The 20,882-nt window shown below is 66.6% G+C and carries 16 protein-coding genes and 1 pseudogene; 10 read left to right on the forward strand and 7 right to left on the reverse strand.

The genetic code is table 11. The features are described from left to right. Nucleotides 1–58: 58 nt before the first annotated feature. Nucleotides 59–3,853, forward strand: a pseudogene (putA, locus tag ASD05_RS22360) (trifunctional transcriptional regulator/proline dehydrogenase/L-glutamate gamma-semialdehyde dehydrogenase); the annotation flags it as partial. 18 nt (nucleotides 3,854–3,871) lie between these two features. Here the strand turns inward: putA and ASD05_RS22365 are convergent. From ASD05_RS22365 to acnA, 6 genes are all read right to left on the reverse strand, one after another. Then, entirely contained in the window at nucleotides 3,872–4,264 is a 393-nt protein-coding gene (locus ASD05_RS22365; RefSeq protein WP_056597217.1) for a carboxymuconolactone decarboxylase family protein, read from the reverse strand. Between the two features lie 118 nt (nucleotides 4,265–4,382). Next, complete coding sequence (gene katG, locus ASD05_RS22370) at nucleotides 4,383–6,581, reverse strand: catalase/peroxidase HPI (protein WP_082572234.1); 2,199 nt, start codon at nucleotides 6,579–6,581, stop codon at nucleotides 4,383–4,385. Nucleotides 6,582–6,728: 147 nt separating this feature from the next. Beyond that, nucleotides 6,729–7,220, reverse strand: a complete 492-nt coding sequence (locus ASD05_RS22375) for a hemerythrin domain-containing protein (RefSeq protein WP_056597943.1) — start codon at nucleotides 7,218–7,220, stop codon at nucleotides 6,729–6,731. A gap of 146 nt (nucleotides 7,221–7,366) precedes the next feature. Further along, nucleotides 7,367–8,110 carry an ABC transporter substrate-binding protein gene (locus ASD05_RS22380; RefSeq protein WP_056597221.1) on the reverse strand — a complete coding sequence of 248 codons (744 nt, stop codon included), beginning with the start codon at nucleotides 8,108–8,110 and terminating at the stop codon, nucleotides 7,367–7,369. 5 nt (nucleotides 8,111–8,115) lie between these two features. Next, nucleotides 8,116–9,012: an FCD domain-containing protein gene (locus ASD05_RS22385; protein ID WP_056597223.1), complete on the reverse strand. Its 897-nt coding sequence runs from the start codon at nucleotides 9,010–9,012 to the stop codon at nucleotides 8,116–8,118. 30 nt (nucleotides 9,013–9,042) lie between these two features. After that, nucleotides 9,043–11,682 (reverse strand): aconitate hydratase AcnA, encoded by a 2,640-nt coding sequence (acnA, locus tag ASD05_RS22390; RefSeq protein WP_056597226.1) that lies wholly within the window; start codon nucleotides 11,680–11,682, stop codon nucleotides 9,043–9,045. A 266-nt stretch (nucleotides 11,683–11,948) separates the two neighbouring features. On the opposite strand from acnA, the gene ASD05_RS22395 reads away from it, so the two are divergent. From ASD05_RS22395 to ASD05_RS22420, 6 genes are all read left to right on the forward strand, one after another. Next, on the forward strand, nucleotides 11,949–13,001 hold the full coding sequence (locus tag ASD05_RS22395) for a lactonase family protein (RefSeq protein ID WP_056597228.1): 1,053 nt from the start codon (nucleotides 11,949–11,951) through the stop codon (nucleotides 12,999–13,001). Between the two features lie 47 nt (nucleotides 13,002–13,048). Then, entirely contained in the window at nucleotides 13,049–14,032 is a 984-nt protein-coding gene (locus ASD05_RS22400; protein ID WP_056597229.1) for a Bug family tripartite tricarboxylate transporter substrate binding protein, read from the forward strand. A gap of 93 nt (nucleotides 14,033–14,125) precedes the next feature. Continuing rightward, on the forward strand, nucleotides 14,126–15,064 hold the full coding sequence (locus tag ASD05_RS22405) for a LysR family transcriptional regulator (RefSeq protein ID WP_056597231.1): 939 nt from the start codon (nucleotides 14,126–14,128) through the stop codon (nucleotides 15,062–15,064). 251 nt (nucleotides 15,065–15,315) lie between these two features. After that, nucleotides 15,316–16,881: an AMP-binding protein gene (locus ASD05_RS22410; RefSeq protein ID WP_235508061.1), complete on the forward strand. Its 1,566-nt coding sequence runs from the start codon at nucleotides 15,316–15,318 to the stop codon at nucleotides 16,879–16,881. A gap of 46 nt (nucleotides 16,882–16,927) precedes the next feature. Continuing rightward, a complete protein-coding gene (locus ASD05_RS22415; protein WP_056597235.1) occupies nucleotides 16,928–17,395 on the forward strand; it encodes a VOC family protein in 468 nt (155 codons plus the stop codon). A gap of 81 nt (nucleotides 17,396–17,476) precedes the next feature. Then, entirely contained in the window at nucleotides 17,477–18,448 is a 972-nt protein-coding gene (locus ASD05_RS22420) for a Bug family tripartite tricarboxylate transporter substrate binding protein (RefSeq protein ID WP_056597237.1), read from the forward strand. Nucleotides 18,449–18,453: 5 nt separating this feature from the next. On the opposite strand, the gene ASD05_RS22425 is transcribed toward ASD05_RS22420, so the two are convergent. After that, a complete protein-coding gene (locus ASD05_RS22425; RefSeq protein ID WP_056597239.1) occupies nucleotides 18,454–19,056 on the reverse strand; it encodes a TetR/AcrR family transcriptional regulator in 603 nt (200 codons plus the stop codon). A 131-nt stretch (nucleotides 19,057–19,187) separates the two neighbouring features. On the opposite strand from ASD05_RS22425, the gene ASD05_RS22430 reads away from it, so the two are divergent. The 3 genes from ASD05_RS22430 to ASD05_RS22440 are packed head-to-tail and all read left to right on the forward strand — an operon-like array spanning nucleotide 19,188 to nucleotide 20,879. Next, nucleotides 19,188–19,976 (forward strand): crotonase/enoyl-CoA hydratase family protein, encoded by a 789-nt coding sequence (locus ASD05_RS22430; protein WP_056597241.1) that lies wholly within the window; start codon nucleotides 19,188–19,190, stop codon nucleotides 19,974–19,976. Nucleotides 19,977–20,026: 50 nt separating this feature from the next. Further along, nucleotides 20,027–20,500, forward strand: coding sequence for a tautomerase family protein (locus ASD05_RS22435; protein WP_056597242.1), 474 nt, complete (start codon nucleotides 20,027–20,029; stop codon nucleotides 20,498–20,500). 58 nt (nucleotides 20,501–20,558) lie between these two features. Continuing rightward, nucleotides 20,559–20,879 (forward strand): putative quinol monooxygenase, encoded by a 321-nt coding sequence (locus ASD05_RS22440; protein ID WP_056597244.1) that lies wholly within the window; start codon nucleotides 20,559–20,561, stop codon nucleotides 20,877–20,879. Nucleotides 20,880–20,882: the final 3 nt, after the last annotated feature.

Raw genomic sequence — 20,882 nt, forward strand, 5'->3', positions numbered from 1 at the left:
CCCCCGACGAACCTGACTTGCCCGCTGCTTTACATAGCGATTTGCTCTACCGAAGCATCATTCTTCGAACACAAATTCGGCATCGGGACGCGGATCATCCAACAATTCCCAGCACGAACCTCCCATGAACCCCGACCCTCTGCCCTCTTCCTTCGCGGCATTCGCCGACGGACTGCCTCCCGATCCCTCGCCGCTGCGCGCCCGCATCACAGCGGCCTGTCGCCCTCCCGAACCGCAGGCACTGCCACCCCTGCTCGCGCAGGCCCGGCTGCCCAAAGGCCAGGCAGAGGAAGCACAGGAACTCGCACACCGCATCGCGCAGCAATTGCGCGACCGCAAGAACGCGGGCGGCCGTGCCGGCCTCGTGCAGGGCCTGCTGCAGGAATACGCGCTGTCGTCGCAGGAAGGCGTGGCGCTGATGTGCCTGGCCGAGGCGCTGCTGCGCATTCCCGATGCCGAGACGCGCAACGCGCTGATCCGCGACAAGATCGCGCACGGCCAGTGGCAATCGCATGCGGGCCGCAGCCCCTCGGTGTTCGTCAATGCCGCGACCTGGGGCCTGCTGCTCACGGGCAAGCTCGTGGCCACGCACAGCGAAACCAGCCTGTCGGCCGTGCTCACGCGCCTGATCGGCAAGGGCGGCGAACCGTTGATCCGCAAGGGCGTGGACATGGCGATGCGCATGATGGGCGAGCAGTTCGTCACCGGCGAAACCATCGCACAGGCGCTCGGCAATGCGCGCGAACTGGAGGCCGAGGGCTTTCGCTATTCGTACGACATGCTCGGCGAAGCGGCGCTCACCATGGAAGACGCGAAGCGCTACCGCATCGCATATGAAGAAGCGATCCACGCGATCGGCAAGGCCTCGAACCACCGCGGCGTGTATGAAGGGCCTGGCATCTCGATCAAGCTCTCTGCGCTGCACCCGCGCTACAGCCGGGCGCAGCATGCGCGCGTGATGGCCGAGCTGTATCCCGTGCTGCGCGAGCTCGCGCTGCTGGCGCAGCAGTACGACATCGGCCTGAACATCGACGCCGAGGAAGCCGACCGCCTCGAGCTCTCCCTCGACCTGCTGGAGCGGCTGTGCTTCGAGCCGGCGCTCGCGGGCTGGAACGGCATCGGCTTCGTGATCCAGGCGTACCAGAAGCGCTGCCCGTTCGTGATCGACTTCGTGGTCGATCTCGCGCGCCGCAGCCGGCACCGGCTGATGGTGCGGCTGGTGAAGGGTGCCTACTGGGACAGCGAGATCAAGCGCGCTCAGATCGACGGGCTCGACGGCTATCCGGTCTACACGCGCAAGGCCTACACCGACGTGTCATACCTCGCCTGCGCGCGCAAGCTGCTCGATGCGCCCGATGCCGTGTACCCGCAGTTCGCGACCCACAACGCCCACACGCTGGCCGCGATCTACACGATGGCGGAGCCGTCGCGCTACGAGCCGGGGCAGTACGAGTTTCAATGCCTGCACGGCATGGGCGAGCCGCTGTACGAGCAGGTGGTGGGCCCGCTCGGGCGGCCGTGCCGCATCTATGCGCCGGTGGGCACGCACGAGACGCTGCTGGCCTACCTGGTGCGCCGCCTGCTCGAGAACGGCGCGAACACCTCGTTCGTGAACCGCATCGCGGACCCGGCGATCCCGCTCGATGCGCTGGTGGAAGATCCGGTCGCCACGGTCGAGCGCATGGCTGCGCAGGAAGGCACGATGGGCCTGCCGCATCCGGCCATTGCGCTGCCCGCGGCGCTGTACGGAAAGCAGCGCGCCAACTCGCAGGGGCTCGACCTGGCGAACGACGACAGCCTTCGCGCACTGGGCCATGCGCTTGCCGGCAGCGCCCATGAAAACTGGCGCGCGGCGCCGATGCTCGCGCAAGCCGTGCCGCACGGCGAGGCGGCCGACGTCGCCAATCCCGCCGACCATCGCGACATCGTCGGACAGGTGCAGGAAGCCACGCTGGCCGACGTCGAATCGGCCGTTGCCCAGGCCCATGGCATCGCTCCGGCATGGGCCGCCACGCCGCCCGCCGAACGCGCCGCCCTGCTCGATCGCGCCGCCGGCAAGCTCGAGGAAGGCATGCCCCGGCTGCTCGGCCTGCTGACGCGCGAGGCCGGAAAGACGTACGCCAACGCCATCGCCGAAGTGCGCGAGGCCGTCGACTTCCTGCGCTACTACGCGGCGCAGGCGCGCAGCGACTTCTCGAACGACACGCACCGCGCGCTCGGCCCGATGGTCTGCATCAGCCCGTGGAACTTTCCGCTGGCGATCTTCACCGGCCAGGTGGCGGCCGCGCTCGCGGCGGGCAATCCGGTGCTGGCCAAGCCGGCCGAGCAAACGCCGCTCGTCGCGGCCGAGGCGGTGCGCGTGCTGTGGGAGGCCGGCGTGCCGCGCGCCGCGGTGCAGCTGCTGCCCGGCCGGGGCGAAACCGTGGGCGCCGCGCTGGTGGCGGACGCGCGCGTGCAGGGCGTGATGTTCACCGGCTCGACGGAGGTTGCGCGCATCCTGCAGAAGACGCTCTCGCAGCGGCTGGGCGCGCACGGCGCACCCGTGCCGCTCATCGCGGAGACCGGCGGGCAGAACGCGATGATCGTCGACTCGTCGGCGCTCGTGGAGCAGGTGGTCGCGGACGTGATGGCCTCGGCCTTCGACAGCGCCGGACAACGCTGCTCCGCGCTGCGCGTGCTGTGCGTGCAGGAGGAAGCGGCCGACCGGCTCGTCGAGATGCTCAAAGGCGCGATGGCCGAGGCCTGCATCGGCAACCCCGCGCGGCTGGCCGTCGACGTCGGCCCGGTGATCGACGCCGAGGCGCGCGACGGCATCGAGCGCCACGTCGCGGCCATGCGCTCGAAGGGCCGCAAGGTCTTTCGCCAGGCTCGCGAATACGCGCACGACACGCGCAACGGCACCTACGTGGTGCCCACGCTGATCGAGCTCGACAGCATCGCGGAGCTGCAGCGCGAGGTGTTCGGACCGGTGCTGCACCTCGTGCGCTACCGCCGCCGCGACCTGGGCGCGCTGGTCGGGCAGATCAACGGCACGGGCTACGGGCTGACGCTGGGCGTGCACACGCGCATCGACGAGACCATCACCCAGATCGTGGAGAACGCCAAGGCGGGCAACGTCTATGTGAACCGCAACATCGTCGGCGCGGTGGTAGGCGTGCAGCCGTTCGGCGGCGAGGGGCTGTCGGGCACCGGGCCGAAGGCCGGCGGGCCGCTGTACATGCTGCGCATGCTGTCGGCGCGGCCCGACGATGCGATGGCGCGCGCGGTGGCGGATGCCGCTTCGGCGCCGCAGGCCGGACTGTCGGCGCTGTCGCGCTGGGCGCAAGCCACCGGCCGCCCCGCGCTGGTGGCGCAATGCGCGCGCTTTGCCGCGCAGTCGCGCTCGGGCAGTTCGCGCACGCTGGCCGGCCCGACCGGCGAGCGCAACGTCTACACACTGGCGCCGCGCGAAGCGGTGCTGTGCCTGATCGACCCGGGTGCGGATGCAGAAGCAGACCGGCTGGCGCAGCTGGCTGCCGTGCTGTCGGTCGGCAGCACCGCGATCTGGCCTGCCGACGGCGCCGCGCAGGGCCTTCGCGCGTCGCTGCCGGCCGAAGTGCAGCAGTGCGTGGCCATCGCGAACGACTGGGCGTCCGACACGGTGGTGTTCGACGCCGCGCTGCGCCACGGCAGCGCGCAAGGACTGCCGGGCGTGATGCAGCGCATTGCGGCGCGCCCGGGCCCGATCATCGGCGTACGCGCCTTCGCGCCCGGCGACACGGACATCCCGCTCGAAAGCCTCGTGGTGGAGCGCGCGCTCAGCATCAACACGGCTGCGGCCGGAGGCAACGCGAGCCTGATGACGATCGGCTGAACGCGCCGCCGACGCCCGCTATTTGTCGAAGGCCGGATCGACGGGCACGCGGTAGCCGTTCACCAGCCGGTTGGTCTCGTTGGCCATGCCGACCACGGCCATCAGCTCGGCGAACATCGCGGGCGTCATGCCGGCCTTCTCGGCGCCGGCGTGATGGCTCGCAATGCAGTAGCCGCAGTTGTTGGTGACGCTCACGGCGAGATAGACCATCTCCTTGACGACCGGGTCGAGCGCGCCGGGCGCCATCACTTCCTTGAGGCTGCTCCAGGTGCGCCTGAGCGTGGCCGGGTCGTTGGCGAGGTACTTCCAGAAGTTGTTGACGTCCGGCACGTTGCGTGTGGTCCTGATGTCGTCGAAGACCGCCCTGACTTCCTCGGAAGCAGCGGCGTATTCGATGGGCTGGGGTTTCATGAGGCTCCTGGTGTCGAAAGCTGTTGTCCTTGAATACGCCCGAGCCTGGTTCAGGACTCTCCGGAACCAGGCTCGGGCTGCACTGCTGCTCGGCGCGGCCGCAACCGGCCGCCCGCGATCACCGCAGGTCGAAGCGATCGAGGTTCATCACCTTGGTCCAGGCGGCCACGAAGTCCCGCACGAAGACCTGTTGCGAATCGGCGGCCCCATAGACTTCCGCGACCGCGCGGAGCTGCGAGTTGGAACCGAACACGAGGTCGGCCACCGTGCCCGTCCACTTGAGCGCGCCCGTCTTGCGGTCGCGTCCCTCCAGCACGCCGTCGGTCGTCGCGGACTTCTTCCACCCGGTGCTCATGTCGAGCAGGTTCACGAAGAAGTCATTGCTCAGCGTCTCCGGGCGCTTGGTGAAGACGCCGTTGCCGGACTGGCCGACGTTCGCATTCAGCACGCGAAGGCCGCCGACCAGCACCGTCATCTCGGGCGCGGTGAGGGTCAGCAGCTGCGCCTTGTCGAGCAGCAGCCCCGCAGCGGACGCCCCGTCGATCCCCTTGCGGAGATAGTTGCGGAAACCGTCGGCCTGCGGCTCCAGCGGAGCGAAGGAGACAGCGTCGGTCTGCGCCTGCGAAGCGTCCATGCGTCCCGGCGAGAAGGGCACCGTCACGTCCTGCCCGGCCTTCTTCGCCGCGGCCTCGACCGCTGCATTGCCGGCCAGCACGATCAGGTCGGCGAGCGAGACCTTCTTGCCGCCGGACTGCGCGCCGTTGAATTCCTTCTGGATGCCTTCCAGCACCGACAGCACCTTCGACAGCTGGGCCGGCTGGTTCGCCTCCCAGTCTTTCTGCGGCGCGAGGCGGATGCGCGCACCGTTGGCGCCGCCGCGCTTGTCGCTGCCGCGGAAGGTCGAGGCCGAGGCCCAGGCCGTGCCCACGAGCTGCGCAATGCCCAGGCCCGAAGCGAGGACCTTGGCCTTCAGCGCCGCGACGTCCTTGTCGTCGACCAGCGGATGGTCCACGGCGGGAATCGGGTCCTGCCAGATCAGCTCTTCCTTCGGCACCAGCGCGCCGAGGTAGCGGGCACGCGGACCCATGTCGCGGTGCGTCAGCTTGAACCAAGCGCGGGCGAACGCATCGGCGAATTCCTGCGGGTTCGCCATGTAGCGGCGCGAGATCTTCTCGTAGGCCGGATCGACGCGCATGGCCATGTCGGCGGTGGTCATCATCGGGGCGTGGCGCCTGGCCGGGTCATGCGCATCGGGCACGGTGTCCGCGCCGGTGCTGCCCTTGGGCTTCCACTGGTGCGCGCCCGCGGGGCTCTTGGTGAGCTCCCATTCGTAGCCGAACAGCGTCTCGAAGTAGCTGTTGTCCCACTTGGTGGGCGTGGGGGTCCAGGCGCCTTCGATACCGCTGGTGGTGGCGTGGACGCCGCTGCCGCTTTCGAAGCTGTTCTTCCAGCCCAGGCCCAATTCCTCGATGTCGGCGCCTTCAGGCTCCGCGCCGACCTTGGCCGGGTCGCCCGCGCCATGGGCCTTGCCGAAGGTGTGGCCGCCTGCGGTCAGCGCCACGGTCTCCTCGTCGTTCATGGCCATGCGGGCGAAGGTCTCGCGGATGTCGCGCGCCGAGCCGAGCGGGTCGGGGTTGCCGTTCGGTCCTTCGGGGTTCACGTAGATCAGGCCCATCTGCACGGCGGCGAGCGGATTGGCGAGCTCGCGGTCGCCGCTGTAGCGCTCGTCGGCCAGCCACTTGCCTTCCGGCCCCCAGTAGATGTCTTCTTCGGGCTCCCAGATGTCCGGGCGGCCTCCGGCGAAGCCGAATGTCTTGAAGCCCATCGACTCCAGCGCGACGTTGCCGGTCAGGATCATCAGGTCGGCCCAGGAAATCTTGCGGCCGTATTTCTGCTTGATCGGCCACAGCAGCCGGCGCGCCTTGTCGAGGTTGCCGTTGTCGGGCCAGCTGTTGAGGGGTGCGAAGCGCTGCGCGCCGTTGCCCGCGCCGCCGCGGCCATCGGAGGTGCGGTAGGTGCCCGCGGAGTGCCAGGCCATGCGGATGAACAGCGGACCGTAGTGGCCGTAGTCGGCGGGCCACCAATCCTGCGAATCGGTCATCAGGGCTTGGAGGTCCTTGATCACCGCGTCGAGGTCGAGGCTCTTGAACTCCTCGGCGTAGTCGAACGCCTCGCCCATGGGATTGGACTTGGCGGTGTGCTGGTGCAGCAGCTTCAGGTTCAGCTGGTTGGGCCACCAGCCTGCATTTGCCGAAGCACCCGTCATGGAGTGCGTGCGCGCATGGCCCGGGAAGGGGCACTTCGTTTCATCGGACAAGGGGTTCTCCTTTGGTTGTCGATCACTCGCGATCGGAGCCAGTCTAGGTTTGGACTGCCCCTTCAACAACCAGATTGAGCATATTGATCTCATAGCGCATTGCTATGAGATCGCCCTCAGTCTTACGGAGGACCCCCGCGCGCGAACTCAGGCCATGGCGCCGAGCTCCTCCATCAGCTCTTCCTTGCGCGCGGCCAGTTGCTCGCGCATGGCGACCAGGTCCAGGCCGCGGGCGGCGCGCGCCTTCACGAAGATCTCGTTGCGCTCTTCCTTCACGTGATGGTCGATGTATTCGCCAAGGACGATGACCTTGGCATCAAACTTTTCGTCGATCTCGGTGGCTTCCTGGATCTGCGCGATCAGGTCCTTGGCGCTTGCATGCTCCACCTCGGCTTCGTCGAGCAAGTCCGTCTCCTTGATGGCCGCGCGCACCGCGGGGTAGAAGATCTCTTCCTCTATCCGTGCATGGACGGTGAGTTCCATGCAGATGTGGTTGGCGAGTTCGCGCTTCTTGCTCTCCGCAGAAGCCGCGCGCGAGTGGGCGAGTTCCTCATACTCCTTGAACAGCTTCTTGACGTTGCGGTGGTCGGTGTCCAGGAGGCTGCAGGCGTCGGGCTCTGCGCGTCGGGAAGTAGGCATCATGGGCTCCAGTTGAGTTGTGGGGAGCCCGAAAGATGAAGCGGCGATGCTGGTGGATTCGTAGGAAAACTCCGTGTCCGCATAGCGGCGCCGATCACCCGCTGCAACAAATCGACAACGCCCGGACGAAGTTCGCTGCGAAGCTTCTAGGCCGGATTCGCCCCTGGCGCGACGGATGCTCCTTGAATGCCATGTCTGCGCAATGCATCGGAGACAAAGCCGGAGCTCTTCATCTCTTCCACGAACTGGCACAGGGCCTGCGCGGCATCCGCGCCTCGCGTGCGCGGTGTTCCCATGGCCTGCCGTATCACCATGAAGCGGCCCGGCAAAAGCCGCAGGCCAGCGTGGGCACGGATGTCCGATTCGAGTTGCTGCTTCACACCGGCGGCCACGTCGAGGTTCTGCTCGAGAAAGGTCTGCACGACGGCGGGGGACGTCGGTGCGCGCACGATCTGCGCATTCTTCAGTTCGCGCGTGAGGTAGAGGTCGTAGGCACTGCCCTTTCCGACTGTCACGCGCAGCCCCTCCTGGTCGACTTCTTCGTTGCGGCGCAGGGGCGAATGCTCCCGAACGAGGTAGCTTCCTTCGATCAGCACATAGGCCTCCGTGAAGGCGATCTGAGCGCCGCGCACGGGGTCGATCGCGAAGAATCCGATGTCCGCCTGCTCGTTGGCTACCGCTTCGACCGATTTCCCCGCGGCGTCGAACACCACCAGCTCCAGCGCTACGCCAAGGCGCTCGGCGAAGGCGCGTGCCAGGTCCACCGAGACGCCAACGGGTGCACCGGTTGCCTTGTCCGTGTTGGCAAGGATCGGGTTCCCCAGGTTGATGGAGGCGCGCAGCACTCCCTTGGGGGTGAACGCTTGAACGATGGCGGGAACAATGGTCATGGTCGCTAGGTCTTGAGAATTCCGCTGATCTTCGCGAGATTGCGCAGCGTGCTGGAAAGATGCCGGTGCATGGCCTGCGAGGCCTCTTCATTGCGGCCGCGTTCGAGCAGCTCGAGCAGGTGCAGGTGCTGCTTGCAGTGCTCCACGTAGCGGCTGCGGTCCTGCATCGAGCGGTATGAAAGCAGCCGACGCACGCGGTTCACGCGGCGGATGGTATCGATGAAGAACGCGTTGCCCGAGCCCTCGACCAGCGACTCGTGAAAGCGCACGCCGCGGTCGTGCAGCTGGTCAGCGGTGTCGGTTTCGATGCCGCCTTCGAGCAGGTGCTTTTCCGCCGCGCGGCAGCGCGCGATGACCTGGGGCGAAAGGTGGTAGTTGGGTTCGAGCAGCGCGGCCGGCTCCAGCGCAAGGCGCAGACGATAGGACTGCAGCAGGCTGTCGGCCGTGGTGAGCATCGACGAGAACACCCAGCCGTAGCCGGGCTTCTTCTCGGCCCAGCCTTCGTTGGCGATGCGGCCGAGCACACCGTTCAATTGCACGGGGGTGAGGCCGTAGCGCTGCTTGAGGAGCGCTTCGGAGAATTCGTCGGGCAGCAGGCCTCTCAACCGGTCGTCGGCAATGCGGAAGTACACCTCGGTCACGATGTCGGACTCTTCGAGGCCCAGTTCGCCGGCCAGCGCCCTCGCCCCGTTTTCGATGGGTGTCACGAGGAAATAACCCCGATTGGGCTCGCGCATGAGCACGCCCTTCTCGGCCAGCAGCGACAGCGCTTCATTGACGGGCGAGCGCGACACCCGCAGGCGGTCGGCCAGCAGTTGCGCCGGAAGGTGGGTGCCGGCCGGCATGGCGTCCGCCTGGATCAGGTCGAGGATTTGCGAGGGAATGGATTGATCGGTCCGCATAGGGGCGGATTTTCCAGCGATTCCGGCCGCTCACGCCGCCGGTGCGTTCACGACGCCGTGTTTGCCCACCATTTTCCGAAGGGTCGATGGAATCACGCCTCCTGCCTGAAGGAGTTCGACTTCCAGCTTCGTCTCGACCGCAGCCACGGCATCGAAGCGCTCCGAGCGGCCGTCGGCCCGATGCAGCACGACGCCGACGGCGCCCCGCGGCTGGATGCCGCCCGGCCGGGCATCGATCTCGATGCGGTCGCCCGGCACCAGCCCGAGCGTGGAGGGCGTCATGCCCGCGGGCATGCGCAGCGGCAGCACGCCCATGCCGATCAGGTTGGAGCGGTGGATGCGCTCAAAGCTGTTGGCGAGCACCGCGCGGATGCCCAGCAACCGCTGGCCCTTGGCCGCCCAGTCGCGCGACGAGCCGGTGCCATAGCGCTCGCCCGCGACCAGCACGACCGAGTCGCCTGCGGCGCGGTAGCGCTGCGCGGCCTCCCAGAGCGGCACCACCTCGCCGCTGGGCACATGCAGCGTGTGGGCCACGGGGGCGCCGGGCGCCAGCAGGTTCTTCAGCGTCTTGCTGTGGAAAGCGGCACGCACCATCACTTCCCAGTTGCCGCGGCGCGAGGCGAACACGTTCAGGTCATCGCGGTCGTCGCCGCGCGCCACGAGGAAATCGGCCACGCCGCTGTCCCTGGGAATCGCGCTGGCCGGCGAGATGTGGTCGGTCGTGATGTCGTCGCCCACCACGAGCAGAGGGAATGCGTTGTAGTGACCGAGCATGCTGCCTTCCGAGAGCGCGGCAAACGGCGGGCGGCGCAGGGCGGTCGACGCGGGGTTCCAGGGGTACAGCTCGGTGTCGGGCGCTTCGAGTGCGTGCCACAGCGGGTTGCCGGCGGCGACCGCGAAGGCACGCGGGTAGTCCGAAGGGTCCTGCGAGAGCGCGAGCGCTGCATCGATCTCCTCGGCCGACGGCCACAGCTCGCGCAGGTAGACGGGGCGTCCTTCTGCAGTGACCTGCACGGGGTCGACGCGCAGGTCCTGCTCGGCGTTTCCCGCCAGCGCGAAGGCGATGACCAGCGGCGGCGACATCAGGAAGCCGAGGTCTAGATCGGGGTGCACCCGGCCCGCGAAGTTGCGGTTGCCGGACAGCACGGCGACCGGATGAACAGCACCCCCTGCCATCGCGTCCTGGATCACCCTGGGCAGTTGCCCGGAGTTGCCGATGCACGTCGTGCAGCCGTAGCCCACGATGTCGAAGCCCACTGCCGACAGGTCGGCGGCGAGGCCGGTGCGCTCCAGGTAGGCCGCCGCCGCGGGCGACCCGGGCCCGAGCGAGGTCTTGACCCAGTGCGGCACCTTCAGGCCGAGCGCGCGGGCCTTGCGCGCGACGAGGCCGGCCGCAACGAGCAGGCGCGGGTCCGAGGTGTTGGTGCAGCTCGTGATGGCCGCAATGGCCACGGGGTGCCGCGGCATCTGCGCGTGGGCGATCCGCGGCTGGAATGCGAGTGCGGCCAAGGCGGATGCAGCCTCGCCATACCCCAACAGGTCCTGCGGGCGGCGCGGGCCCGCGATATGCATGTCGATCGCGTCCAGCGCGATGTGCAGGGTGCGCGTGTAGATCGGCTGCGCGGCAGGGTCGAACCACAGGCCGGCCGCGCGAGTGTATGTTTCCACGCGCTCGGCGTGAGCCTGCGTTCGTCCGGTCTGCAGCAAGTAGTCGAGCGTGCGGCGGTCGACCGGGAAGAACCCCGTGGTCGCTCCGTACTCCGGCGCCATGTTGGCCACCACGCTGCGCTCGCCCGCGCTCAGCGTCGACACGCCAGGGCCGTAGAACTCCACGAATTCGCCGGACACGCCGATGGCCCGCAGGCGCTGCGTGACCGTCAGCGCCAGATCGGTTGCCAGCACACCGGGGCGCAACGCACCAGTGAGCCGCACGCCGACCACGTCGGGTATGCGCAGCATGGTCGGCATGCCGAACATGACGGTCTGCGCCTCGAGGCCGCCCACTCCCCAGCCGAGCACACCGATGCCGTTGACCATGGGGGTGTGGCTGTCGGTGCCGATCATCATGTCGGGCACCAGCCAGCGCGCGCCGTCGCGCTCCTGCAGCGTCACCACGGTGGCCAACTGCTCCAGGTTGATGGTGTGCATGATCCCCGTGCCGGGCGGGTTGATGCGCACACCCTGGAGCACCTTCGAGGCCCATCGCAGGAACGAATAGCGCTCGGCATTGCGGCGGATCTCGAACGCCATGTTCCTTTCGGGTGCGTCCCCACTCGCGAAGACCTCGACCGCCAGCGAGTGGTCGACCGACACGTCCACCGGCAAGCTGGAGTTCAGCAGCGACGGATCCACGCCGGCCTCTGCCAGCGTGCTGCGCATGGCGGCCAGGTCCACCAACGCGGGCGTGCTGGTCGTGTCGTGCATCAGCACACGACCGGGCCGGAAGGCGATCTCCGCTTCGCTGGTGCCCGTGTCGGTCCACGCGACAAGCGCTGCCAGCGCGGCGTCTTTCTCGGCGCCTTCCATGTTGCGCGCGACGTTCTCCATCAGCAGCCGCAAGACCACTGGCAGGCGATTCAGCTTGCCTTTGCACAGCACCGGCAGATCGACGGCCAGGTAGTCCTGCCCGGCCACGACAAGCCGCATGCAGGGCGTCTCAGTGTTTTCCATGATTCTTATTTTGCATTTGTCATTCATAAAATGCAATTCAGCACAAACCCTCAGCCCCGGGATCAGCCCCGCATCACAGCCCGTCGAAAGTGACCGCCGCCATGCATCCACCCTTCTTTCCGCCCGAGCCTTCCATCCATGGAGGCCGCCGCCGCGCATTGCTGGGCAGTCTGGCCATCGGCGGTTCTGCCGTGCTTGGCCAACTTGCCGGGTGCGCCTCGACGGCCTTCAAGTCCATCCCGGCCTCTTCAACCCAAGGACATCCCATGTACGCCTACGTCGGCAGCCGCACCACCCGAGAGCGCAATGCGCGCGGCGATGGCATCAGCATCTTCAAAGTCGATTCCGGGAAGGGAACGCTGGAACCCGTCGATATCGTCAGGAACCTCGTCAACCCGTCTTTTCTCGCGCTGAGCACGAATGGCGAGTTCCTCTACACCGTGCATGGCGACGAGAGCGAAGCGAGTGCCTTCAAGGTGGACCGCCGCACGGGTCTCCTCACCTTCATCAACCGCCAGAGCACGCAGGGCAAGAACCCGGTGCATCTGGCGCTGGACCCGACGGGCCGCTTCCTGGTGGTGTCGAACCACATCGGCGCCAGCCTGGCCGTGCTGCCCGTGAATGCCGATGGCTCGCTGGGCGCGCTGACGCAGCTCGTGAAGCTGGAAGGCCCCATCGGGCCGCATCGCGTGGAGCAGAAACAGGCGAAGCCGCATTTCAACCCCTTCGATCCGAGCGGCCGCTTCGTCGTCGTGCCGGACAAGGGCCTGGACCGTGTGTTCACCTTCCACTTCGATCAAGGCCGCCTGACGCCAGCGGCGGTGCCGTTCGCGATCACGCGCGAAACCGCGGGGCCGCGCCACGTTTCCTTCCATCCCAAGGCGCCGTTCGCCTACGTGGTCAACGAACTCGACTCGACCGTGACGGCCTACCGTGTCACACCCGCAACCGGAGCACTCGCACCGTTCCAGGTCCTGTCTGCGCTGCCCGAGACCTTCACCGGCAACAGCCGCGCATCCGAGTTGCAGATCGATGCCCAGGGGCGCTTTCTCTACGCCTCCAACCGCGGCTACGACAGCATCGCGGTGTTTCGCATCGACCCGGCCACCGGCGCGTTGAAGTTCATCGAAGCCGAACCCACGCAAGGCAGGACGCCGCGGTTCTTCACCCTCTCGCCGGACGGCCGCTTCATGTTCGCGCTCAACGAGGACAGCGACTCCATCGTGACGCTGGCCGTCGACCCCAACGCCGGAACGCTCAAGCCCACGGGTGCGTCGGTCAAGTCGGGCAGCCCAGTCTGCATGGTCTTCTCGGCATGACTCGGCACACACACGCAGCCCATTTTCAGAACCAAGGAACAACCCCGATGCATTCGATTCAACGCCGGGCGCTGCTGTGCGTCACCGCCACGCTCTGCGCCCTTCCGCTTGGTGCCCTCGCGCAGGACTACCCCACGCGCCCCATCACCATCGTCGTTCCCTTCTCGGCCGGGGGCGGTGTCGACGCGATGGCGCGGCTGGTGGCGGAGAAGCTGCGCGTGTCGCTGAAGCAGTCCGTCGTGGTGGACAACAAGCCCGGCGCGAGCGGCATGCTCGGCGCCGGGTTCGTGGCCAAGGCCAATCCCGACGGCTACACGCTGCTGCTGGGATCGGCGGGCGAGACCTCCATCAATCCGCTGGTCTACAAGGCAAAGATGCAGTACGCGCCGGAAAAGGATCTGGCCCCGATCACCGCGATCACGCGGGTGCCCAACGTACTGGTCGCGAACCCGGCGTTCCCAGCGAAGAACCTGGCCGAGTTCGTGGCCTACGCGAAGAAGAACCCCGGCAAGGTGACCTACGCCACCAGCGGCGTGGGAAACCCGCAGCACCTGAACGGCGAGCTGCTGCAGTCGCTTGCCGGCATCCAGATGCAGCACGTGCCGTACAAGGGCGCGTCGAGCCAGCTGGTCGATGTGGCCTCGGGCACGGTCGACATCACTTTCGTGAGCCTCGCTGGCGCAGCGCCTTTCATCAAGGGCAACCGGGTGAAGGCGCTGGCAGTCACGTCCGCCAGGCGTGCGAGCTTTGCGCCGGACATTCCGGCCATCGCCGAGTTCGCGCCCACGGCTGCCTACGACCTGGACAACTGGTTCGGCCTCTTCGCGCCGGCGAAGACGCCGCCCGCGGTGCAGGCAAAGCTCAATGAAGCGGTCAACGCCGTGCTGCGAGACCCCGAGCTCGTCAAGCGCTTGCGCGAGCAGGGCGGTGAACCGATGGGGCTCACGCAAGCGCAGTTCCGCGATTTCATCAAGACCGAATCCATCAAGTACGCGCGCATCGTCGACGCCGCAAAGATCGTCGCGGAGTAGTTCCTTCACCCATCAGCTGGTCTTCAAGGGCCTGAGATTCAGTTGCCGATTCCACCTTGACGCCCAAAGCCGCACCTCGGCTATGCTGCCTCGATGCGCCTTGAAGATCTGGATGTCTTTAGAGCCGTTCACGAGACCGGCAACTTCCAGCGCGCGGCGCTTCGCTGCGGGCTGAGCCAGTCGGCCGTCACCAAGGTCGTGCGCAAGCTGGAGGACGAGTTCGGGGTTCAATTGATGGAGAGGGGTGGCCGTTCGCTCGCACTGACGCCAGCCGGCCGCACCTTGTACCAGCGCGCCATGGAGCTCAGCGAGCTCACGGCTGCGACGCGGCGCGACATGGCCGGTGAGATGGCCGCGCTGCGTGGCGCGATACGGCTCGGCGTCGTGCCCGCGCTGCTCGGCAGCGTGGCCGCGCCGGTGCTGGCCGACAGGCTCCCGGGACCGCACGCCGTCCAGTTGCTGGTGAGCGTCAAGCATTCGGCAGAGCTGGTGCGAATGCTGGAAGAAGGCAAGCTCGACCTGGCGGTGTGCTTCGGCGTGCAGCACCTCCCGCCCGACGTGCTGCGCACGCGGGTCGGACCTCAGCGCTACAGGCTGGTGGTTCGCGCCGGGCATCCATTTGCGGCAAGCATCCCGAGCCTGGAGCAACTGTCGAAGTCGCGCTGGCTGCTTCCGACTTCCGACGTGACGCTCCGGACGGAGGTCGAGCGGATGTTCGCCGATGCGGGCTTCGGTGCACTGGACGTGCGCGTCGAGACCGATACCTCGGCCACGCTTCTGATTCCGCTGCTGCGGCGAAGCGACCTGATCACAGTGCTTCCCGAGCAAGCCTTCCAGCCGCTCGCGAGCGAAGGGTTGGCCGCACTGGACGTCGACCTGCATGCGCTGACGGGCGAAGTGACGGTCTATCACCGGCGCAAGACGCCTTCAGTGGGGCTGCTGATGGCGTTGAAGCATCGGCTCGAGGCACAGGCCCGCAGCAACGCACTGACCGGCCCGCATGGCCGGCATTCCGCCAAGGAATCGATGTAGGAAGAAAAGTCGTCGGGGCGTCCCTACAGTTCCCGAACGGCTCCGGGATGTCCTTTCGAAACATCCCGGATCAATTGGGCGCATTGCTCGCATTGACGGACGCTTGTTCGTGCCGCCGCGACGCGGTCGATGGCGAACAACCAGGCCGCGGCACTTCCCTGTCAACAAAGCCGAAGAGCAGCTTTGCAAAGAGAAAGCGACCGATGGACCTCCGGGACAGCTTGTACGAACGTTTCCGCCATTCGGCACAAGTGTTTGAAAAGAACCCGTGCCTGGCCGTTCCCGGCCGGCTGGCCGAAGCATGGGAGGTGCAGCGGGAGTTCCAGTTCGGCGAAGTCCTCGGTCGGGTGGATACGCTGAAGCTGCAGTATGCGGACCAGGGCGTGAGCGAGGGAGGCCGGGTGGCGCTGGCCTTCGAGTCGAGGCCCGAGTTCGTCTTCCACTACCTGGCACTCAACGCGCTGGGCGCCTGCGTGGTCCCGCTGAATACCGACCTGACGGTTACCGAGCTGTCTTACCAACTGGGGCACTCGGGCTGCAGCGCTGTCGTCGGTCTGCCCACGTTGCAGCCACTGCTTGCGAGTTCCATCGAGGCTTCTGGCCGCCCTATTGCGTTGAGCACCAACGGCCCCGAGGGACTGCCCCGCTTGCAACGCCGCGTGAACACTGCCGCCGTACAAGCCGTTCCGTTGGACAGCGCTGCCGCCATCCTCTACACCTCCGGCACGACCGGCCGGCCCAAAGGCTGCGTGCTGACCAACGCCTACCTGCAAACGGCAGCGGACTACGCCCGCCAGTTGCCGCCGCATCTGGCCTTCGCCGAAGGCGCCGAGCGGCAGATGAACCCGCTGCCGCTGTATCACATGAACGCCATCAACACGCTGGGCACAGCCATCGTGACCGGCTCCTGCTATGTGATGCCGGGACGGTTCAGCGCGACGCACTGGTGGAACGACATCGCCGACACGCGGGCCACGCGCTTCAAGTACCTGGGGATCATGATTCCGGCCCTGCTCGCCCAACCCGAGACCGAACGCGACCGGCACTCGGGCGCGACGGTGGCGTTCGGCGCGGGCGTCGACCCGGTGCTGCACGAGCGATTCGAGCAGCGCTTCGGCATTCCGCTCATCGAGGTCTGGGGTATGACGGAGACCGGCCGTTTCATGTGCGTCGACCGGGAGCCTCGCCAGATTCATACGCGAGCTTGCGGCAGGCCGCTGCCGGGCCTGCAGGCCCGCATCGTCGACGACGCAGGGCAGGAAGTGCCCGACGGCACGGTGGGCGAACTGGTGGTGCGCCACGCCGCGGAGAACCCCCGCCATGGCTTCTTCAGCGGCTACCTCGACGACGCCGAGGCGACCGAGGCCGCATGGGCCGGCGGCTGGTTCCACAGCGGCGACCTGTGCACCCGCTCGCCCGACGGCCTGTTCACCTTCGTCGACCGCAAGAAGAACATCGTGCGCCGCAGCGGCGAGAACATCTCCAGCGCGGAAGTCGAAGCGGTGCTGGCCGCCAGCCCGCTGGTCAAGCAGGCGGCCGTGATGGCGGTTCCCGATGAACTGCGCGACGAGGAAGTTCTCGCATGCGTGATTCCCGCCGCGGGAGTCGCCCGCGACCGTTCGCTGGCGCTGGCGCTGCATGGGTTCGCGGCGGAACGATTGGCCTACTACAAGCCGCCCGGCTGGATCTACCTCGTCGACGAGCTGCCGATCACCGGCACACAGAAGGTGCAGAAGCACCGCATCTTTCCTGATGGCTTCCGCGCCGAGCTGCCCGGTCTTCACGATGTGCGCGACCAGAAGCGCTGGAAGAAGTGAAGCAGATCGCATTGTCCCGACCCACGTCAACAGAGAGAAAGAACGCATGACAGAAGCCGCTACCAGTTCCGGCCACAGCCGCAGTCGTCCCTATGGTCTCGACGATCGCTATCACCTCCAGCACGTGCACCTGTTCGCATCGAACATCGACGAGACCATCGCGTTCTACAAGAAGTGGTTCGATGCCCGCGTCACCTGGGACGGCGACTATGGCGGCGCACGCAATGTGTTCATGAAGATCGGCATCGGCGCCATGCACCTGTACGAGCAATCGCCGCGCGACCTGGGTCGCAATGCCGTGCATCACCTGGGGATGCAGGTAGTCGGCCTGCATGAGGTCTACGAGCGCATGAAGGCCGCGGGCCTGCATCTGCCCAACCCCGTGCGGGAGCACTCCGGCGGCGGCTACTTCATGGTCAAGGCGCCGGACGATGTGCTGCTCGAAGTGTTCGAACCCGGAAAGAGCCGCGATCCGCGGGTCAGGGAGTATTACGGACTGGGCACTGGCGAATAAGGCAGTCACGCCTGCATTCGTATTCACAAAAAAACGCTGCCCGTATTCACCGAACCGGCGCGGCAACCGAAGGAGACATACATGCGATTCAGCAAGATCATCATCGCGGCCGTAGCGCTCGCCTGCAGCGGCCTGTCATCGGCCCAGAACTACCCCAGCAAGCCGGTGACCCTGGTCGTGCCAGCCGCACCCGGAGGCGGAACGGACATTCTGGGAAGAGTGTTTGCCGAACAGTTGAAGAAGCGGCTGGATCAGCCGGTCATCGTGGACAACAAGGCGGGAGCGTCAGGAATGATCGGGACGCAAGCGGTAGCCAAGGCCGCGCCTGATGGCTATACCTTGCTGTTCAGCTATTCGTCTCCGATCTACTACGCGCAGCACACCTTCAACAACGTCCCGTACGACGTCAAACGGGATCTGGCCGTGATCTCGGAGGTCGCAACCAACACCATGATCCTTATGGTGAACAAGGATGTGCCCGCAAGGAACATGAAGGAGTTCGTTGCATGGGCCAGGAAGGAAAAAGGGCACCTCAGCTACGGATCGCTCGGGGCTGGCTCGGGTGGGCATCTCACGGCAGCCTATCTGAGCAAGATTCAAGGCCTGGAAATGGTCCATGTGCCCTACAAGAGCGAGGCGCCCTTCGCCCAGGATCTTGCAGCCGGTGTGGTGCCATGGGGCATGGGAACGCTTGCGCCCATGCTTGCGCTGATCCAGAGCGGCAGGGTGCGACCGATTGCCGTGCTTTCCGAAAAGCGCCTGCAGGGTTTGCCGAATGTGCCAACCATGAAAGAGGAAGGTTTTCCTGATCCCGAACTGGTCACCATGTCCTGGTTCGTCTTCGCAGCTCCTGCAGGAACGCCGAAGCCGATTCTCGATCGCCTCGAAAAATACGCACGCGAAATTGCCCATTCACCTGCAATGAAAGCGCGGCTGGAGGAACTTGGGATGGATGCGGTTGGCGGCAGTGCAGCAGACTTTCGCCGAAACTTCGATGCGACGGGTCCCCTCATCGAGAAACTCGTGAAGATCTCCGGCGCGCGCAACGAATAGCTCACTCACGAGGAGTTTCGGTGCACGATCGCGGCCTCCAGCATGGCCTTCAGTTCGAGCTGAACGGCGTCGAGCGCCCGCGTGCTGCGCGCGGCCCGGCACATCGCAACGGTGCCTTCGATTGCGGCCACCGTAAGCGCCCCCAGCCGTTGCGAGCGGCTTGCGGCCACGCCTTCGCGGCGCAGCGCTGCGGCCAGGATGGCTTCCCAGCGCTCGAAGGCCTCGTGAGCGAGTTCGCGAAGGTGCTCCCCCGACGCGATGTCTTCCTCGTCCGCCATGGGTTCGACCGCCACCGCCAGCACAGGGCAGCCGGCCTCGAAGCCGGAACTCTCGAGGATGCGGCGCCACCAGCCGACGAAGGCCTGCAGGCCTTCGACCGCGCCGCGTTCCTTCATCAGCGTTTCCAGCGGCACCGCCACGCTCTCGGTGGCGTAGCGCACCGCCTCTTCCAGCAGTTGCTGCTTGCCGCCGGGGAAATGATGGCCCAGCGAACCGCGCGGCGTGCCGGTGTGCTGCACCACGGTTCGCAAGCTTGTGGCGTGCACGCCGCGCCTGCTCAACAGGTCGGCGGCGCCGGCGATCATCTTGTCTCGGGTCAGGGAGGACATGCGGGTTCTTCTCTATGTCGAATGTCATAGCGAGTGTATGATGAAATCTTCTATGACACGTGGCATAGAAAAACAACGACCACTCGGCACGGGCCGATGCGCACCCAAACCCGATCCAAGGAGAACTCGCCATGACAGATGAAACCGCTGCGCCCCAGGTGCGAATGTCGGTCCAGGACCACGTATGCGTGATCTCGCTGGACAACGCGGCGAAAAAGAACGCCATCACGCCGGAAATGATGCAGCAGCTGTCGCAGCACCTCACGGCTTTCGACGACGACGACGAGCTGTGGGTGGCCGTGCTCGATCCGACGGGCGAGCACACCACCGCAGGATTGGACATGCCGAAGTTCTTCGGCCCCACCGCAACCGCGAAGCCGATCCCGCCGCAGCAGGTGGATCCGCTCGGGCTGGCCCGGCGCTGCCGCAAGCCCGTGATCTCGGTCGTTCACGGCATCACCTACACGGTGGGCATCGAGATGATGCTCGCGGCGGACATCGTCATTGCGGCCGACACGGCGCGCTTCCACCAGCTGGAGGCCAAACGCGGCATCGCTCCTCTGGGCGGGGCGCACTTCCGCTATCTGCAGCGCATGGGCTGGGGCAATGCGATGCATCTGCTGCTCCTGTGCGAGGAGTTCTCGGCGCAGCGCGCGCTGGAGGTCGGCCTGGTGCAGGAGGTGCATCCCTACGGCGCCCACCGCGAACGCGCGCTCGACATTGCCCACCGCATCTGCACCTGTGCGCCCATCGGGCTGCGCGCCACCAAGGCAGCGGCGCTGACCTACGTGCAGCAGGGCGAGGCTGCGGCGATCGCCGCGATTCCGGAGATCCGCAAGCAGGTCTTCGCCAGCGCTGACTTCAATGAAGGCCTGCAATCGTTCATGGAACGGCGCGAGGCCCGCTTCCAGGGCCGTTGAAGTCCGGACCATCGTCTTCATACATCCAATCGCAACCGATTTTTCCCATCATGACCATCGTCACCGTGACCACTCCCGAAGGCCGCCTGTCGCCCGAGCAGCGGCGCGAACTCGCCCTGTCGCTGACCGACGCAGTGCTCGTCCCCGAGGTCGGCCGGCTCGCGCCGCCGGCTCGCATAGGCTTCCAGGTGCACTTCGTCGAGCGCACGCCCGACCGCATGGCGATCGGCGGCCGGCTTCTATGCGACCAGTCGCCCGCACCCGACGTCGCCACCTTCGACATCTGCGTGATGGATGCGGCCTGGCCGCTGCCGGTGCGCAAGCAGGTGACCGAGAACGTGCTGGCAGCGATGGCCAAGGCGTGCGCCATAGACCAGCCCTCACCCGCATGGTGGACCACGTTCCGCACCATCGACGAAGGCAGCTGGGGCTCGCGCGGCAGCGTGCTGTCGATCCTGGACCTGCTGGCCAGCGGAGTGTTCACGCCCGAGCGCGTGGCCGAGATCCGCAAGGCGCTGGGTTGAACGCGCCAGGCTCGGGCCCTGCGGCCAACGAAGGTCGCACAGAAAGAAGGCATCCATCATGACGATCATCGTCGCGGTCAAGTACAGGCTCCAGCCCGGCAAGAGGGACGAGCTGCTGTCGTTCGTCTCCGAGAACGTCGCCAACACTCGGCGGGAGCCGGGCAACCTCGAATACACGCACTACCCTTCGCTCGAGGACGAGCAGGAGATGTTCGTATTCGAGATGTGGGAGGACCTGAAGAACCTGGATGACCACATCCGCATGCCCCATTACGTCGCGTTCTCCGACAGGCGCATGCCGATGCTGGAGTCCTGGGAGGCCCGGATCTACGAGGCCGGTCTCCTGCGCGAGGTGAAGAAGGCGCCTTTGTCGGACTGAAGG

The sequence above is a fragment of the Variovorax sp. Root434 genome, assembly GCF_001426595.1.
Taxonomy (GTDB): Bacteria; Pseudomonadota; Gammaproteobacteria; order Burkholderiales; family Burkholderiaceae_C; genus Variovorax.

Excerpts from the sequence above, each read along its gene's own strand:
- ASD05_RS22415 (WP_056597235.1), top strand. The coding sequence starts at position 16,928 with ATGACAGAAGCCGCTACCAGTTCCGGCCACAGCCGCAGTCGTCCCTAT.
- ASD05_RS22380 (WP_056597221.1), bottom strand. The coding sequence starts at position 8,110 with ATGACCATTGTTCCCGCCATCGTTCAAGCGTTCACCCCCAAGGGAGTG.
- ASD05_RS22365 (WP_056597217.1), bottom strand. The coding sequence starts at position 4,264 with ATGAAACCCCAGCCCATCGAATACGCCGCTGCTTCCGAGGAAGTCAGG.
- ASD05_RS22395 (WP_056597228.1), top strand. The coding sequence starts at position 11,949 with ATGTACGCCTACGTCGGCAGCCGCACCACCCGAGAGCGCAATGCGCGC.
- ASD05_RS22430 (WP_056597241.1), top strand. The coding sequence starts at position 19,188 with ATGACAGATGAAACCGCTGCGCCCCAGGTGCGAATGTCGGTCCAGGAC.
- ASD05_RS22440 (WP_056597244.1), top strand. The coding sequence starts at position 20,559 with ATGACGATCATCGTCGCGGTCAAGTACAGGCTCCAGCCCGGCAAGAGG.
- ASD05_RS22420 (WP_056597237.1), top strand. The coding sequence starts at position 17,477 with ATGCGATTCAGCAAGATCATCATCGCGGCCGTAGCGCTCGCCTGCAGC.
- ASD05_RS22405 (WP_056597231.1), top strand. The coding sequence starts at position 14,126 with ATGCGCCTTGAAGATCTGGATGTCTTTAGAGCCGTTCACGAGACCGGC.
- ASD05_RS22435 (WP_056597242.1), top strand. The coding sequence starts at position 20,027 with ATGACCATCGTCACCGTGACCACTCCCGAAGGCCGCCTGTCGCCCGAG.
- acnA (WP_056597226.1), bottom strand. The coding sequence starts at position 11,682 with ATGGAAAACACTGAGACGCCCTGCATGCGGCTTGTCGTGGCCGGGCAG.
- ASD05_RS22425 (WP_056597239.1), bottom strand. The coding sequence starts at position 19,056 with ATGTCCTCCCTGACCCGAGACAAGATGATCGCCGGCGCCGCCGACCTG.
- ASD05_RS22400 (WP_056597229.1), top strand. The coding sequence starts at position 13,049 with ATGCATTCGATTCAACGCCGGGCGCTGCTGTGCGTCACCGCCACGCTC.
- ASD05_RS22385 (WP_056597223.1), bottom strand. The coding sequence starts at position 9,012 with ATGCGGACCGATCAATCCATTCCCTCGCAAATCCTCGACCTGATCCAG.
- ASD05_RS22375 (WP_056597943.1), bottom strand. The coding sequence starts at position 7,220 with ATGCCTACTTCCCGACGCGCAGAGCCCGACGCCTGCAGCCTCCTGGAC.